Origin of the sequence: Variovorax paradoxus B4, assembly GCF_000463015.1 — a bacterium.
GTDB classification, from domain to species: Bacteria; Pseudomonadota; Gammaproteobacteria; order Burkholderiales; family Burkholderiaceae_C; genus Variovorax; species Variovorax paradoxus_E.
This window is the reverse complement of record NC_022247.1, coordinates 2,976,404-2,992,514: the sequence shown is the minus strand read 5'-3', so window position 1 is coordinate 2,992,514 and position 16,111 is coordinate 2,976,404. Positions and strand designations below refer to the sequence as shown.

15 protein-coding genes and 1 tRNA gene are annotated in these 16,111 nt (G+C 65.8%); 9 read left to right on the top strand and 7 right to left on the bottom strand.

The window, feature by feature from the left end; all coding sequences use genetic code 11:
• The first annotated feature begins 20 nt into the window (after positions 1-20).
• The 4 genes from VAPA_RS13925 (at position 21) to VAPA_RS13910 (ending at position 3,744) form a co-directional block, all read left to right on the top strand.
• Positions 21-1,556: a leucyl aminopeptidase gene (locus VAPA_RS13925; RefSeq protein ID WP_021007417.1), complete on the top strand. Its 1,536-nt coding sequence runs from the start codon at positions 21-23 to the stop codon at positions 1,554-1,556.
• Positions 1,553-1,996, top strand: a complete 444-nt coding sequence (locus VAPA_RS13920; RefSeq protein ID WP_021007416.1) for a DNA polymerase III subunit chi — start codon at positions 1,553-1,555, stop codon at positions 1,994-1,996. Before VAPA_RS13925 ends, VAPA_RS13920 begins: the two co-directional genes overlap by 4 nt.
• Complete coding sequence (locus tag VAPA_RS13915; RefSeq protein WP_021007415.1) at positions 1,996-2,403, top strand: hypothetical protein; 408 nt, start codon at positions 1,996-1,998, stop codon at positions 2,401-2,403. The genes VAPA_RS13920 and VAPA_RS13915 overlap by 1 nt, the downstream gene beginning before the upstream one ends.
• A gap of 135 nt (positions 2,404-2,538) precedes the next feature.
• Positions 2,539-3,744 carry a branched-chain amino acid ABC transporter substrate-binding protein gene (locus tag VAPA_RS13910; protein WP_021007414.1) on the top strand — a complete coding sequence of 402 codons (1,206 nt, stop codon included), beginning with the start codon at positions 2,539-2,541 and terminating at the stop codon, positions 3,742-3,744.
• Positions 3,745-3,827: 83 nt separating this feature from the next.
• Here the strand turns inward: VAPA_RS13910 and VAPA_RS13905 are convergent, their stop codons facing one another.
• The 5 genes from VAPA_RS13905 to VAPA_RS13885 form a co-directional block, all read right to left on the bottom strand.
• Positions 3,828-4,220 (bottom strand): response regulator, encoded by a 393-nt coding sequence (locus tag VAPA_RS13905; RefSeq protein ID WP_021007413.1) that lies wholly within the window; start codon positions 4,218-4,220, stop codon positions 3,828-3,830.
• Between the two features lie 99 nt (positions 4,221-4,319).
• Complete coding sequence (locus VAPA_RS13900; RefSeq protein WP_230558872.1) at positions 4,320-4,802, bottom strand: hypothetical protein; 483 nt, start codon at positions 4,800-4,802, stop codon at positions 4,320-4,322.
• Between the two features lie 138 nt (positions 4,803-4,940).
• Positions 4,941-5,031 (bottom strand) — tRNA-Ser (locus VAPA_RS13895).
• Positions 5,032-5,055: 24 nt separating this feature from the next.
• Positions 5,056-5,985, bottom strand: a complete 930-nt coding sequence (locus VAPA_RS13890; RefSeq protein ID WP_012747840.1) for an SPFH domain-containing protein — start codon at positions 5,983-5,985, stop codon at positions 5,056-5,058.
• A gap of 28 nt (positions 5,986-6,013) precedes the next feature.
• The gene (locus tag VAPA_RS13885; protein ID WP_021007411.1) at positions 6,014-6,439 is read right to left on the bottom strand and encodes an NfeD family protein; all 426 of its coding nucleotides are present in this window, start codon (positions 6,437-6,439) and stop codon (positions 6,014-6,016) included.
• Positions 6,440-6,547: 108 nt separating this feature from the next.
• On the opposite strand from VAPA_RS13885, the gene VAPA_RS13880 reads away from it, so the two are divergent.
• A complete protein-coding gene (locus tag VAPA_RS13880; protein WP_021007410.1) occupies positions 6,548-8,848 on the top strand; it encodes an arginine/lysine/ornithine decarboxylase in 2,301 nt (766 codons plus the stop codon).
• Between the two features lie 36 nt (positions 8,849-8,884).
• Here the strand turns inward: VAPA_RS13880 and VAPA_RS13875 are convergent, their stop codons facing one another.
• Together VAPA_RS13875 and fabI are read right to left on the bottom strand one after the other, a co-directional pair.
• Complete coding sequence (locus VAPA_RS13875) at positions 8,885-9,736, bottom strand: DNA ligase (protein ID WP_021007409.1); 852 nt, start codon at positions 9,734-9,736, stop codon at positions 8,885-8,887.
• Positions 9,737-9,754: 18 nt separating this feature from the next.
• Positions 9,755-10,537, bottom strand: a complete 783-nt coding sequence (gene fabI, locus VAPA_RS13870; RefSeq protein ID WP_021007408.1) for an enoyl-ACP reductase FabI — start codon at positions 10,535-10,537, stop codon at positions 9,755-9,757.
• A 37-nt stretch (positions 10,538-10,574) separates the two neighbouring features.
• On the opposite strand from fabI, the gene VAPA_RS13865 reads away from it, so the two are divergent.
• From VAPA_RS13865 to VAPA_RS13850, 4 genes are read left to right on the top strand one after another with little or no spacing between them, the layout of a single operon-like run.
• A complete protein-coding gene (locus tag VAPA_RS13865) occupies positions 10,575-12,371 on the top strand; it encodes an extracellular solute-binding protein (protein WP_041946112.1) in 1,797 nt (598 codons plus the stop codon).
• Positions 12,372-12,398: 27 nt separating this feature from the next.
• Entirely contained in the window at positions 12,399-13,433 is a 1,035-nt protein-coding gene (locus VAPA_RS13860) for a microcin C ABC transporter permease YejB (RefSeq protein ID WP_021007406.1), read from the top strand.
• On the top strand, positions 13,426-14,469 hold the full coding sequence (locus VAPA_RS13855; RefSeq protein ID WP_021007405.1) for an ABC transporter permease: 1,044 nt from the start codon (positions 13,426-13,428) through the stop codon (positions 14,467-14,469). Before VAPA_RS13860 ends, VAPA_RS13855 begins: the two co-directional genes overlap by 8 nt.
• A gap of 5 nt (positions 14,470-14,474) precedes the next feature.
• The gene (locus VAPA_RS13850) at positions 14,475-16,097 is read left to right on the top strand and encodes an ABC transporter ATP-binding protein (RefSeq protein WP_196232572.1); all 1,623 of its coding nucleotides are present in this window, start codon (positions 14,475-14,477) and stop codon (positions 16,095-16,097) included.
• Positions 16,098-16,111 lie beyond the last annotated feature (14 nt).

Sequence of the window (16,111 nt, the reverse complement as noted above, 5' to 3'; positions counted from 1 at the left end):
GTTCGAGGAAAAAAAGGATTATGGACTTTCAGCTCAAGACCCTCACCGTCGCCCGCGCCGCGGCCGAAAAATCCGACGTGCTGATCGTGCTCGTCGGCAGCGCCCCCCTCACCGCCAAGGACCCCCTTTCCGCGCTGATTGCCAGCTCCCGCAAGGCCGGCGACCTGCCCGACAAGGCCGGCAAGCTGCTCGCGCTCTACCATCCGGACGAGGTGGTGGCGTCGCGCGTGGTGCTTGCCGCCATCGGGGACGGAAAGCCCGCTTCGGTGCGCAGCGGCGTCATCGCGGCGGTCAATGCGGCCAAGGCCCATGCGCCCAAGCGGGTGGTCCTGGTGTTCGCACACGAAGCCGATGGCAAGGCGGTGGCGTGCGCCGTGGCCGCGGCGGCCGACGCCAGCTATGTCTACACCACCACCAAATCGAAAGCCTCGAACGGCGAGGGGGGGCGCAGCATCCGCCACCTGACGCTCGGCGTGGCCGATACGGCGGCCGTGGGCAAGGCCTTCGACGAAGCCCGCGCCACGGTGTCCGGCGTCGAGCTTGCAAAGGAGTGGGGCAACCGGCCCGGCAACTACTGCACGCCGACCCTGCTGGCCGAGGCGGCCAAGGAGCTCGGCAAGCTGCCCCGCGTCAAATGCGAGGTGCTGGGCCCCAAGGAAGTGCACAAGCTCGGCATGGGCTCGTTCGCGGCCGTGGCCCAGGGCTCGGCCGAGCCGCTGCGCTTCATCGTGCTGCGCTATCAGGGCGGGCCCAAGGACCAGGCGCCCGTGGTGCTGGTCGGCAAGGGCATCACCTTCGACACCGGCGGCGTCTCGCTCAAGCCGGCGGCCGAAATGGACGAAATGAAGTTCGACATGTGCGGCGCGGCCAGCGTGCTCGGCACCTTCCGCGCGCTCGGAGAAATCCAGCCGGCCATCAACGTGGTGGGCTTGGTGCCCTCGTGCGAGAACATGAACGACGGCCGCGCGATCAAGCCCGGCGACGTGGTGACCAGCATGAGCGGCCAGACCATCGAAGTGCTCAATACGGATGCCGAGGGTCGGCTCATCCTGTGCGATGCGCTCACCTATGCCAAGCGTTTCGAGCCAGCGGCCGTGATCGACATCGCTACGCTCACCGGTGCCTGCGTGGTGGCGCTGGGCGGCGTGCGCAGCGGCCTGTTCACCAGCGACGATTCGCTGGCCGAGGCGCTCCAGGCGGCCGGAGAAGAATCGCAGGACCGCTGCTGGCGGCTGCCGCTGGACGACGAATATGCCGAAGGCCTGAAGAGCAACTTTGCCGATGTCGCCAATGTGGCCGGCCGTGCCGGCGGCGCCATCACCGCGGCCAAGTTCCTGCAGCGCTTTGCCGGCGATTTCGTCTGGGCCCACCTGGACATCGCGGGCACGGCCTGGAAGAGCGGGGCGGCCAAGGGCTCGACCGGTCGGCCGGTCGGCCTGCTGGTCTCCTACCTGATGGAACGCACGCGCAACGGCGCGGCCCATGCAGCATCGCCGAAGAAGGTGGCGCGCAAGGAGCCCGGTACGGCCGCACGCAAGGCCCGGTCCGCGCAGTGACGGAAATCGGCTTTCACTTCAATCTGCCGGACAAGGCGAACTACGCCTGCCGGCTGGTCCGCAAGGCCGTGAGCGCGCGCGGATTGCGGGTGGTCGTGGTGGGCGAGCCGCAGATGCTGGAGGCGGTCGATGCGGCGCTCTGGCAGCTCTCGCCCTGCGACTTCATCGCCCATTGCCGCGGCGATGCGCAGCCTCACCTGGTGGCGCGCTCGCCGGTCATTCTTTCCGCCGAGGGCGCCGATGCCGCGGCACTTCCGCACCGGGAAATGCTGGTGAATCTGGGGCCGGCGGTGCCCGTCGGCTTCGAGCGTTTCGAGCGGCTGGTCGACATCGTGAGCAACGAGGCCGACGACCGGCAGATCGGCCGCTCGCGCTGGCGCCACTATGCCGACCGGGGCTATTCCATCCAGCCGCACGACTTTGCAAGGAGCGCTTCCTGATGGCCAGCACGCTGCGTACGCCGCCCCGGTTCGTTCCCACGCTGACCACGGTGCTCGACCTGCCGGCCGAGCCCCCGGGCGCCGCCGAGGCGGCGACGCCGGCCAGCGCGCCGGCACCGGCGGTCGACCCCGCCGAAGCGGTGGCCTTGCCTCAGGCCGAGCAGCGCTCAGAGGCCGAGATCGTCCGGCTCGAAGAGCAGCTTCTGCACCGCGTGCTGCAGCGCGTCGACCTGTCGTTGGAAGAGCGCCTGAGCGATACGGTCTCCGCCGCCGTGCAGCAGCAACTCGATGCGATGGTGCCCCGGCTGCGCGAAGAAATCGAGGCCGTGCTGCGTGCTTTGGTGATCGAGGCCATGGCGGCCGAGCTCTCGGAAAACACAGGGTCTACGCCAGCTTCCGGCGCATAAAGCTTCAGCTAAACTGCGCGCCAGGTCGATCGGGCGGGAGGGTGCCGCTGGTCTGCGGCGCGAAACTTGCGAGGTCTTCGCGCCCGGATCACACGACCGGTTTTTAGTTTATTCATCAATGTTCTGGAGGTTCTCATGCAATTGAAATGGACTGCGGTCGCACTGGCTGCTCTCACGCTTGTGGCTTGCGGCAAGAAAGAAGAAGCTGCTGCTCCCGCCGCTCCGGCGCCCACGGCAGCGGCCCCCGCACCTGCAGCGCCTCCGGCAGATGCATTGATCGTCAAGATCGGCCACGTCGGTCCCACCAGCGGTGCCATTGCCCACCTCGGCAAGGACAACGAGTTCGGCGCCAAGATGGCCATCGAAGACCTCAATGCCAAGGGCCTCAAGATCGGCGACAAGGTTGCCAAGTTCGAACTGCTGGCAGAGGACGACGCCGGCGATCCGAAGCAAGGCACGGCCGTGGCCCAGAAGCTGGTCGACAGCAAGGTCAACGGCATCGTCGGCCACCTGAATTCCGGCACCACCATTCCCGCCTCCAAGCTCTACAGCGACGCTGGCATTCCGCAGATTTCGCCGTCGGCAACCAACCCCAAGTACACGCGCCAAGGCTTCAAGACCACGTTCCGCGTGGTGGCCGACGACACGCAGCTCGGCGGCACGCTGGGCAAGTACGCTGTCGAAACGCTCAAGGGCAAGAACATTGCCGTGATCGACGACCGCACGGCTTACGGCCAAGGCGTTGCCGAAGAATTCGAGAAGGCCGCCAAGGCTGCCGGCGGCACCATCGTCGGCCACGAGTTCACCACCGACAAGTCGACCGACTTCAACGCCATCCTGACCAAGCTCAAGTCCACCAAGCCCGACGTGCTGTTCTTCGGCGGCATGGACGCCGTTGGCGGCCCGATGCTCAAGCAGGTCAAGCAACTCGGCCTGAACGTCAAGTTCATGGGCGGCGACGGCCTGTGCACCAGCGAGCTGCCGAAGCTGGCTGGCGATGCCATCGGCGAAGAGATGGTGGTTTGCGCCGAAGCCGGCGGCGTCGACGGCGACTTCAAGCAGCCGCTGGAAGACTTCAAGGCCAAGTTCAAGGCCAAGAACGGCGTGGAAGTGCAGATCTACGCTCCGTACGTCTACGACGCGGTCAACGTGCTGGCCGAAGCCATGGTCAAGGCCGGTTCTTCCGACCCTGAAAAGTACCTGCCCGAAGTCGGCAAGGTGCAGTACAAGGGCGTGACCGGCCCGATCGCCTTCGACGAAAAGGGCGACATCAAGAACGGCGCGCTGACGCTCTACACCTACAAGGGTGGCGTGCGTACGCAGATTGCCGTGGTGCGCTGATCAGCGGGCGGTTGCGCGCCGTTCAAGCGCGCAAAAGAGAAAAGGGCCTTCGGGCCCTTTTTGTGCCTGCTTGCCGCTCGCTGTCAGGCCAGGGTGGAGAACCCCGAGGGCCGGTCGGTGTTGCAGTATTCGATGAAAGCGTCGAGGTCCCGCGACTTGTCGAATACCGCATCCGCGCCCAACGCTTCGCAGCGTGCGCGGATGTCGGCCGTGACGTAATTGCTCAGCACCACGACACGCTGGCCCGGCCCGCGTGGCTTGCAGCCGGAGAGCACGCCCAAGCCGGAACCCTCCTTCAGGAAGAGGTCGACGATGAGCAATTGCCAGTCATGGGGATGGAGAGCGAGCCAGGCGAGCGCATCCGTTTCGGTTTCGGCAAAGCCGACGACCTGGCCATTGACCAAGTCTTCAAGGGCCGGGACCAAGTTGTCCCTGATGGTCTTGTTGTCCTCGACGAGGAACGTGATGAGGGCCATGCCGTGGTTTCGTTCTGAGAACCAATAGCGTAGCGTGCCGGGCGCGGCCGCAGCGTAGGAGAAAGGATACGGACAACGCGTTCCGGCGCGACGCCCGGCTCAATTCCTGTTGCCGGAGCGGATCTTTGCCTTGAGCTCTTCCGCCAGCGCCTGGCTTTCGTCGCGCTCGGCCGTCACTTCGCGACGCTTCTCGATTTCCTTGCTCAGCGCAGCGTTGACCTCGGCCAGTTTCTCGGCCGACTTGGCGAGCTTTTCTTCGAGCTGGCCCGTTTGCTCGATGGCTTGCGCCACTTCGCCAACCTGCACTTCGTCCGGGAGTTCCTGTTCGAGCACCGTGTTCACGACGGCGAGATTGTCCGACGCCCGCTGCACATCGGCAGCCACTTCTTCGCTCTTCTTGAGCGTCTTGTCGAGCGACGTCTTGCCAGGCGGCACGGTTTGGGGCTGTCCAGCCATCGAGGCTCCTCCTTTGCGGGCTTGAAAGTAAAACCTTTGGATCGTACCGCCAGACGAAGCGGGCGGGATGGGATCCTCCGGTTGTTGCAAGGCAACGCGCCGACCCATGGAGCGGATGACGTACATGCGCTCGCGGTTGGTACTTTTGGCCGCTTCTGACTGCAAGGGCTGGTTACCTACCCCGACAAAACCGGCATCCTCAAGTCAGTCAGCATCGCGAACAAATGAAAAACGGGGCGCAAGGCCCCGTATTCATTACTTCTCTGGCGGAGCAGGCGGGATTCGAACCCGCGGAGGGCTATTAACCCTCACACGCTTTCCAGGCGTGCGACTTAAACCGCTCATCCACCGCTCCTGAGCCTTCGATTGTAGCAGTCGCTCAGGCCGGATTTTGCGGCTTGCCGGCCTGGACCATGCGCATCGCGGAAGCGATGAGTGCGGCGGTTTCGGTCATGTTGCTCGGCACGATCAGCGTGGTCTTGGAATCGGCTGCGACCTTGCCGTAGGCATCGACCGCACGCTCGGCCACCTTGAGCTGCACGGCCTGCTCGCCGCCGGGCTGGCGGATGGCGGCCGCCACGCGTTCGATGGCATCGGCCGTGGCCGTTGCCACCGCGGTGATGGCGGCGGCCTCACCCTGGGCGTTGTTGATCTGGGCCTGCTTCTCGCCCTCGGAGCGGGCGATGAAGGCCTCACGCTCGCCGGTGGCGATGTTGATCTGCTCCTGGCGGCGGCCTTCGGAGGCGGCGATGAGGGCGCGCTTGCCGCGCTCGGCGGTGATCTGCGCCTGCATGGCCAGCAGGATTTCCTTGGGCGGCGTCAGGTCCTTGATCTCGTAGCGCAGCACCTTCACGCCCCAGTTGAGCGCCGCTTCGTCGATGGCCGCGACCACCTGCGCATTGATGACGTCGCGCTCCTCGAAGGTCTTGTCGAGCTCGAGCTTGCCGATCACGCTGCGCAGCGAGGTTTGCGCCAGCTGCGTCACGGCCACGATGTAGTTCGACGAGCCGTAGCTCGCGCGCATCGGGTCGGTCACCTGGAAGTACAGGATGCCATCGACCTGCAGCTGGGTGTTGTCGCGCGTGATGCAGATCTGGCTTGGCACGTCGAGCGGGATTTCCTTCAGGCTGTGCTTGTAGGCGACCCGGTCGATGAACGGGATGAGGAAGTTGGGCCCGGGCGTCATGGTGCCGTGGTACTTGCCCAGGCGCTCGCGCACCCAGGCGTTCTGCTGCGGCACGAACTTGACCGACTGGCTGATGAAGATGATCGCAATGACCAGGATGATGATGGGTACCGAAAATTCCATGGTTTTCTCCTCTAGGGTTCTGTTCTGATCAGGTCTTGTCGACCACGAGCCGGCTGCCGACAACCTCGACCACGCGGTGTTCGCCGGTGGTGGGGGCCTGGCCCGCGCGCGGAATCACGGTCCACTGGGCGCCGCGATAACGAACGGTGGCGGTGCCGTCGGGGTTCCATGCCTCGACGTGAATGGTCTCGCCGATGTCCAGATTGACATCGCGGTTCGATGCTGTGGGCCGCGGGGCCGGCCGCCGGCGCTGAACGGCATACCAGACCAGGACTGCCCCCACGCCGACGACGGCCGCCACCACCAGTTGCGCGACGGTGCCTGCGCCCAGATGCGCCGCAATGGCTGCCGCCGCGAAACCGGTCGCCAGCAGCAACAGGTAAACCGTGCCGGAAAGCAACTCCAGCACGATGGCGGCCCCCGCTATCAGCCACCAGATGGTGGAATTCGCCATGACTTCTCCTCTTTGGTGAATGCACGACATTCTGTGTCAAAACCTGACTCAATCCTTCATCCGAATTCCGTACACTTCGCGCCTCATTGCCTGTCCGGAGCCCTGCTCATGAAATTTCGCTTCCCCATCGTCATCATCGACGAGGACTTCCGCTCCGAAAACACCTCGGGCCTCGGTATTCGCGCGCTCGCGCAGGCCTTCGAAAGCGAGGGCTTCGAGGTGCTGGGCGTCACGAGCTACGGGGACCTGAGCCAGTTCGCGCAACAGCAAAGCCGCGCCAGCGCCTTCATCCTGTCGATCGACGACGAGGAATTCACGGTCGGCCCCGACCTCGATCCCGCCGTGCTGAGCCTGCGCAGCTTTATCGGCGAGGTGCGCCGCAAGAACGCCGACGTGCCGATCTACATCTACGGCGAAACCAAGACCTCGCGCCACATCCCCAACGACATCCTGCGCGAGCTGCACGGCTTCATCCACATGTTCGAGGACACGCCGGAGTTCGTGGCGCGCCACATCATCCGTGAGGCCAAGAGCTACCTCGAAGGCGTGCAGCCGCCGTTCTTCAAGGCGCTGATCGACTACGCGGAAGACGGCTCGTACTCGTGGCACTGCCCGGGCCATTCGGGCGGCGTGGCGTTCCTGAAGAGCCCGGTGGGCCAGATGTTCCACCAGTTCTTCGGCGAGAACATGCTGCGCGCCGACGTCTGCAACGCGGTGGAAGAACTCGGCCAACTGCTCGACCATACCGGCCCGGTGGCGGCCAGCGAACGCAATGCGGCGCGCATTTTCAACGCCGACCATTGCTTCTTCGTGACCAACGGCACCAGCACCAGCAACAAGATGGTCTGGCACCACACGGTGGCACCCGACGACGTGGTGGTGGTCGACCGCAACTGCCACAAGTCGATCCTGCACGCGATCATCATGACCGGCGCGATTCCGGTGTTCATGAAGCCCACGCGCAACCACTTCGGCATCATCGGCCCGATTCCGAAGAGCGAGTTCGAGCAGAGCGCCATCAAGGCCAAGATCAAGGCCAATCCGCTGCTCGCCGACGTGGACCCCAACAAGGTCAAGCCGCGCGTGATGACGCTCACCCAGTCGACCTACGACGGCGTGATCTACAACACCGAGACCATCAAGAACATGCTCGACGGCTACGTCGACACGCTGCACTTCGACGAGGCCTGGCTGCCGCATGCCGCCTTCCACCCGTTCTACGGCGCCTACCATGCCATGGGCAAGCGCCGTGTTCGGCCCAAGGAGTCGCTGGTGTTTGCCACGCAGTCGACCCACAAGCTGCTCGCGGGCATCAGCCAGGCCAGCCACGTGCTGGTGCAGGACTCGCAGAACCGTGCGCTCGACCGCGACCTGTTCAACGAGGCCTACCTGATGCACTCGTCGACCAGCCCGCAGTACGCGATCATCGCAAGCTGCGACGTGGCCGCGGCCATGATGGAGCCGCCCGGCGGCACCGCGCTGGTGGAGGAAAGCATTCTCGAGGCGCTCGACTTCCGCCGCGCGATGCGCAAGGTCGAGGACGAGTTCGGCAAGGACGAATGGTGGTTCAAGGTCTGGGGCCCCGAGAAGCTCGTCGACGAAGGCATCGGCCGCGCCGAAGACTGGATCATGACGGGCGAGAAGAACGGCAAGCCGAAAAACAAGAAGTCGCCGCGCAACTGGCACGGCTTCGGCGAGCTGGCCGATGGCTTCAACATGCTCGACCCGATCAAGTCGACCATCGTGACGCCCGGCCTCGACCTCGAAGGCAATTTCGCCGAGACCGGCATTCCCGCCAGCGTGGTCACCAAGTTCCTGGCCGAGCACGGCGTGATCGTGGAGAAGACCGGGCTCTACAGCTTCTTCATCATGTTCACCATCGGCATCACCAAGGGCCGCTGGAACACGCTGCTCACGGCGCTGCAGCAGTTCAAGGACGACTACGCGCGCAACCAGCCGATGTGGCGCATCCTGCCGGAGTTCTGCCAGCAGCATCCCGGCTACGAGCGCCTGGGCCTGCGCGACCTGTGCCAGCACATCCACCAGCTGTACGCCCGCTTCGACGTGGCGCGCCTGACGACCGAGATGTACCTGAGCGACCTGACGCCGGCCATGAAGCCGAGCGATGCCTTCGCCCACATCGCGCACCGCAAGACCGAGCGCGTGGAGATCGACGAGCTCGAAGGCCGCATCACCACCAGTCTGATCACGCCGTACCCGCCGGGCATTCCGCTCTTGATTCCGGGCGAGGTGTTCAACAAGAAGATCGTCGACTACCTCCGGTTCTCGCGCGAGTTCAACTCGCAGTGCCCGGGCTTCGAGACCGACATCCATGGCCTGGTGGCGCGCGTCGACGAAACCGGCAAGAAGCGGTACTACGCGGACTGCGTGGCCGCGCCGAAGAAGTAATCGACAAGGAGGCGCGCGCAGCAGGCGCGCTGCGCCTCAGGAGGGCAGGTCGCTGCGCACCCGCATGAAGCGGGCGAACCTGGGCAGGCCGCCCGGATTGGTGCCGTTGTAGCGGTACGTCACCCAGCTTCCGACAGCGGGCGGGTTCTCGCGCTCGGCGTCGGTCAGGCCGCTGCCGAGCTTGAAGCGCCTGCCCTCGGGGGTTTCGACCAGCAGTGCGCCCAATCGGCCGCTGTGCCGGCCTTTGCCGGGCATGTGCCCGACCACCCGGGCCTCGGCGTCGTCGTGGGGCTTGACCTTGAGCAGGTCGCTGTTGCGTTCGGCACGGTAGAGCGATCCACCCCGGTGCAGCATCAGGCCTTCGCCGCCCATCTTCACCGTCTTGGCGAGCAGGGCCTGCAGCTCCGCATGGGTGGTTGCGCGCTCCTGCGGCACGGGCACCACCCACGGCGCATCGGTGATCGGCAGCAGCTTGCGCAAGACAGCCAGCCGCGCCGTGAAATCGCCGCCCTGGGCCGGGAGGTCGAACACCATGAAGCGCATGCCGTGCCAGGCGGTGTCGCTGGGTGTCTGGCTGCGCACGGTGGAAACTGCGTGCGCGAACTGGCCCCTGCCGGCCCACAGTTCGCCGTCGAGCGGCTGCTTCGGCAGCGGCGCGATGAACCAGGCGGGCGCCACCACCGGTTCGCCGCCGCGCGTCCACAGCTGCTGGCCGTCCCAGTAGCCGCGCACGCCGTCGAATTTTTCGCTGACCCAGTAGTCGGCCAGCGACATACCGGGGCGGTAGACCTCGGCCAGCATCAATGCCGGCGCGGCCTCGCGCGCGGCGGCCACGCGGGCCGCCAGCGCGCCGAGGCCGGCGAGCAGGAGGGAACGTCTGTTCAGCAAGAGGCCGTTGCCAATCGATTACTCGGCCATGCCCGCCACGACGTTGCTGAAGCCGCCGTCCACATAGGTGATCTCGGCGGTGACGCCGCTGGCCAGGTCGCTCAGCAGGAAGGCGGCCACGTTGCCGACTTCCTCGATGGTCACGTTGCGGCGGATGGGAGAGGCGTCGGCCACGGCGGACAGCATCTTGCCGAAGCCCTTGATGCCGCTGGCCGCCAGCGTCTTGATCGGGCCGGCGCTGATGCCGTTGACCCGCATGCCCTTGGGACCGAGCGAAGCCGCGGTGTAGCGCACCGACGCCTCGAGCGAGGCCTTGGCCAGGCCCATCGTGTTGTAGTTGGGCAGCGCGCGCTCGGCGCCGAGGTAGGTCAGCGTCAGCAGCGCCGACTTGTCGTTGAGGTAGGGCAGGGCCGCCTTGGCCATGGCGGGGAAGCTGTAGGCGCTGATGTCGTGCGCAATCTTGAAGCCCTCGCGCGAGAGCCCTTCGAGGAAGTCGCCCGCGATGGCCTCGCGCGGCGCGAACCCGATGCTGTGCACGAACCCGTCGAACCTGGGCCAGGTCTGCGCCAGATCGGCGAACAGCTTGTCGATCTGCGCGTCGTCGCCCACGTCGCAGTCAAAAATAAGCTTGGAGCCGAAGTCTGCGGCGAATTCGGTGATACGGTCCTTGAATCGCTCGCCGACGTAGCTGAAAGCAAGCTCGGCGCCTTGTTCGTGACAGGCCTTGGCTATGCCGTAGGCAATGGAGCGATTGCTCAACACGCCGGTGATCAACAGTTTTTTGCCGGAAAGAAAGCCCATGAAGTTGCCTCGTGAAAATCTTGGGCAGAATTCTCGCATGCGGGTTTGGCTGCTTCTTTTTCTGGCGCTCTCGGCGGCTCCTTCATGGGCCGCCCATGCCTACGCGCAGTTCGGCGACATCAAATACCCGCCGGGCTTCACCCACTTCAGCTATGTGAATCCGGATGCGCCCAAGGGCGGCGAGATCCGGATGGTGCCGCCCACGCGGCCGACCAACTTCGACAAGCTCAATCCGTTCACGCTCAAAGGCACGGCGCCCTCGGGCATCGGCTCGCTGATGTTCGAGAGCCTGATGACGGGCAATTCCGAAGAGCCGACCACGGTCTATGGCCTGCTTGCCGAAGACGTCGAGGTGGCGCCCGACCGCCTGTCGGCCACCTTCCGCCTGAACCCCAAGGCGCGCTTCAACGACGGCTCGCCGGTGCTGGCGGCCGACGTGGTGCACTCGTTCAACACCCTGACCGGCCCGCTGGCCGCGCCGCAGTTCCGCACCATCTACGCCGAAGTGAAGAAGGCCACGGCCACCAGCGAGCGCGTCGTGCGATTCGACTTTGCGAGCCCGAACCGCGAACTGCCGCTGGTGATCGGCGGCATGGCGGTCTTCAGCCGCCAATGGGGCGGGGGCAAGCCCTTCGACCAGATCGTCACCGAGATGCCGATCGGCTCCGGCCCCTACAAGCCGGCCAGCGACCGCCTGGGCCGCGACATCACCTATGTGCGCCGCGCCGACTACTGGGGCGCAGACCTGCCGGTGCGCAAGGGGCTCTACAACTTCGATCGCGTCACCTTCCGGGTCTACCTGGACGAGACCGCGCGCTTCGAGGGGCTGAAGGCCGGCGAGTTCGACTTCATGCGCGAATTCACCTCGCGCAACTGGGCGCGCCAGTACAAGGGCAAGCAGTTCGACAGCGGCGAGATCGTCAAGCGCGCCTTCGAAAATCACAACCCGGGCGACTTCCAGGGCTACGTGTTCAACATCCGCAAGGACAAGTTCAAGGACGCGCGCGTGCGGCAGGCCATTGGTCTGGCGATGGATTTCGAGTGGCTCAACCGCCAGCTGTTCTACGGCATCTACACGCGGGTGCAGGGCTACTTTCCGAACAGCGAGTTCCATGCCGAGGGCCTGCCCAAGCCCGACGAACTGGCGCTGATGGAGCCGCTGCGCGGCAAGCTCAAGCCCGAGGTGTTCGGCCCGGCCCCGCAGCCGCCGAGCACGGCGCCGCCCGACAGCCTGCGCGAGAATCTGCGCAAGGCGAGGGCGCTGCTGGAAGAGGCTGGCTGGACCTATCGCGACGGCGCGCTGCGCAACGCGAAGAACGAGGCCTTCACGATCGAGTTCCTCAACGACCAGCCCGGGCTGATCCGCGTCGTGACGCCGCTGCAGACGGCGCTGCGCAAGCTCGGCATCGAGATGACGTTCCGCACGGTCGATTTCTCGCTCTCGCAGCAGCGCATGCAGAACTTCGACTTCGAGATGACCTCGCTGCGCCTGCCCGGCAACAGCGCGCCGGGCGGCGAGCTGCTCGAGCTGTTCGGCTCCAAGGCGGCCGACACGCCGGGTTCGTCCAATATCTGGGGCATTGCCGATCCGGCCGTGGATGCGGTGGTCGGCAAGGTGCTGGCGGCCACCACGCGGCCCGAGCTGGCCACGGCCATGCGCGTGCTCGACCGGGTGCTCTCCAACGGCTACTACTCGATTCCGCAGTACTACGGCAACGCGTTCCTGGTCGGCTACCGGTCGGCGCCGTTCGTGCTGCCGCCGACCCTTCCGCCGTACTACGATGCCGGCGACTGGGCGCTCACCACGTGGTGGGCTTCGCCCGACAACAAATGACGCGGCCGCACCGGACATGAACACCGAATGACCAGCTACATCCTCAAGCGCCTGCTGCTGATGATCCCCACGCTGCTGGGCGTGCTCGTCATCACCTTCGGCGTGATCCAGTTCGTGCCCGGCGGCCCGGTCGAGCAGATGGTGGCGCAGTTGCAGGGGCGCGATTCGGGCGGCGAGCGGGCCGCGTCCAGCGGGGCGGGTTACCGTGGCCGCCAGGGCCTCGACCCGCAGCGCGTCGAGGACATCCGGAAGCTCTACGGCTTCGACAAGCCTGCTCATGAACGCCTGTGGACCATGCTGAAGTCGTTCGCGCGCTTCGACCTGGGCACCAGCTTCTATCAGCGCAAGGACGTCTGGCAGCTCATCAAGGAGAAGATGCCGGTGTCCATCAGCCTCGGCCTCTGGACCTTCTTCATCAGCTATCTCATCGCGGTGCCGCTCGGCGTGGCAAAGGCCGTGAGGGCCGGTACGCGCTTCGACTTCGTCACCACGCTGATCGTGCTGATCGGTTATGCCATTCCGGGCTTCGTCCTGGGCGTGGCGCTGCTCGTGATCTTCGGCGGGCAACTGCAGTGGTTTCCGCTGCGAGGTCTCACGTCGCCCAACTGGGAAAGCATGAACTGGGGCGCGCGCATCGTCGACTACCTGTGGCACATCGCGCTGCCGGTGACGTCGATGGTGCTCGGCAGCTTTGCCGTCACCGCCATGCTGACGAAGAACTCCTTCCTCGAGGAAATCCGCAAGCAGTACGTGCTGACGGCGCGCGCCAAGGGGCTGTCGCAGCGGCAGGTACTCTGGAAGCACGTGTTCCGCAATGCGCTGATCCCGATCATCACGGGCTTCCCGTCGGCCTTCATCGGCGCGTTCTTCACCGGGTCGCTGCTGATCGAGACGCTGTTCACGCTCGACGGCCTGGGCCTTCTGAGCTACGAGAGCGTGATCCGCCGCGACTATCCCGTGGTGCTGGGCACGCTCTACCTGTTCACGCTGATCGGCCTGGTCACCAAGCTGATTTCCGACCTCTGCTACGTCTGGGTCGATCCGAGGGTCAAGTTTGACTAGCGCCGCCGTTGTTTCCGCGAGCCCGGGCCGCCGCGCCTGGCGCCGCTTCCGCCGCAATCCGCTGGGGTTCTGGAGCCTGGTCGTCTTCTCGACGCTGGTGGTGCTGAGCCTGTTCGCCGAGCTGCTGTCCACCGAGAAGCCGCTGGTCGTGCGCTACGACGGGCAGACCTACTTCCCCGTACTGCGCGACTACTCCGAGAAAACCTTCGGCGGCGATTTCGAGACGCCAGCCGACTACCTCGATCCCTTCATCCAGAAGCGCATCACCGAGGGCTCCAACTGGGCGCTCTATGCGCCCAACCGCTACGGCCCGCGCACGCTGAACTATTTCGCCTCGCAACCCAATCCCGCGGCGCCATCGGGCGACAACTTCTTCGGCACCGACGACCGCGGCCGCGACCTGCTGGCGCAGCTGATCTACGGCTTTCGCGTGAGCGTACTGTTCGGCCTGGCGCTGACCGTCATTGGCACCGTGCTGGGCGTGGCGGCGGGGGCGGTACAGGGCTACTTCGCGGGCAAGATCGACCTCGCGTTCCAGCGCTTCATCGAAATCTGGGCATCGATGCCCGAGCTCTACCTGCTGATCATCTTCAGCGCGATCTTCGCGCCCAGCGTGGCGCTGCTGCTGATCCTGCTGAGCCTGTTCGGCTGGATGGGCCTGGCCGACTACGTGCGCGCCGAGTTCCTGCGCAACCGCCAGATGGACTACGTGCGCGCCGCGCGCGCGCTGGGCGTGGGGAATCTGCAGATCATGTGGCGCCACATCCTGCCCAACAGCATGGTGCCGGTCGTCACCTTCCTGCCGTTTCGCATGAGCGCGGCCATCCTGGCGCTGACCTCGCTCGATTTCCTGGGCCTGGGCGTGCCGCCGGGCACGCCGTCGCTCGGCGAACTGCTGAGTCAGGGCAAGGCCAACATCGATGCCTGGTGGATTTCGATTTCCACTTTCGGTGTGCTGGTCGTGACGCTGATGCTTCTCACCTTCATGGGCGACGCGCTGCGCGATGCCCTGGATCCGCGGAAGGCCGACAAGTGAGCGAGATGAAGCACCAGCCGCTGCTGGACGTGAAAGAGCTGCGCGTGGCCTTCGGCGGCAAGGAGGTGGTGCATGGCATCGACTTCCGCATCGGCGCGGGCGAAAAGCTCGCGCTCGTCGGCGAATCGGGTTCGGGCAAGACCGTGACGGCACTGTCGCTGCTGCGCCTGGCACAGAACGCCGACGTGGCCGGCATGGCGAAGCTGTTCGATTCCGCAAATACACCGAACGGGCGCGATCTGCTCTCGATCCCGGAGCGGGAGCTGCGCGGCATCCGCGGCAAGGAGATCGCGATGATCTTCCAGGAGCCGATGACCGCCCTCAACGCGCTCTATACCGTGGGCGACCAGATCGCCGAGGTGCTCGAATTGCACGAGGGCCTGTCGGCGCGCGCGGCACAGGCGGCCGCCGTGCAGCTGCTGGCCGACACCGGCATTCCCGAGCCGGAGCGGCGGGCGCGGGCGTTTCCGCACCAGCTCTCGGGCGGCCAGCGCCAGCGCGCCATGATCGCCATGGCGCTCGCCTGCAAGCCGCGCTTGCTGCTGGCCGACGAGCCGACCACCGCGCTCGACGTCACGGTGCGCGCGCAAATCCTGGAGCTGCTCGCCGATCTGCAGCGCAGGCATGGCATGGCCGTGCTGCTGATCACGCACGACCTCAACCTCGTGCGCCGGTTCGCCGACCGGGTCGCCGTGATGGAGGACGGCCACATCGTGGAGCAAGGCGCCGTGGCTGCCGTGTTCGAGGCGCCGCAGCACGCCTACACCCGCAGGCTGATCGACAGCCATCCCGAGCGCGATGTCACCGCCGTGCCCACGGGTGCCGACGCGCGGCCGGTGCTCGAGGCCACGGGCCTGCGCGTGGGCTACCCGGTGCCCCGGCCCGGTTTCGCCGGCTGGTTCCGCAAGGGCGAATTCGTCGCGGTGCAGAACGCGGATTTCCGCATTGCGCCGGGTGAAACGCTGGGCGTGGTTGGCGAGTCCGGATCGGGCAAGTCCACGCTGGCGCTGGCTGCCCTCGGGCTGCTGAAGCACCAGGGTGCGCTGAAAGTGGACGGCAAGGGCTGGGCGGTGGACCGGAGCTCCGACCTGGCCTTGCGGCGGGTCATGCAAGTGGTTTTCCAGGACCCGTTCTCCTCGCTCTCGCCACGCATGACGGTCGAGCAGATCGTGGGCGAGGGACTGCGCGTGCACGCGACCGAACTCGACACGGCACAGCGCCGCGCAAGGGCACTGGCGGCGCTGGCCGACGTGGGCTTGAACGAGGCGCAGTTTCCCTCGCTGCTCGACCGCTATCCGCACGAGTTCTCGGGTGGACAGCGCCAGCGGCTCGCGATTGCGCGCGCACTCATCGTCGATCCGCAGCTGCTGGTGCTCGACGAGCCCACCAGCGCCCTCGACGTGACGATCCAGAAGCAGGTGCTGGGTTTGCTCCAGCGCCTGCAACGCGAGCGGGGCCTGAGCTACCTGCTGATCACGCACGACGTGGAAGTGATCCGCGCCATGGCGCACCAGGTCATCGTGATGAAGGATGGTGCCATTCTCGAAGCCGGCCCCGTCGAGCGCGTGCTCGACGCGCCCGAGCACCCTTACACAAAGAAACTGGTGGCCGCCGCGCTACTGGAATAGAACAACGGGATCGA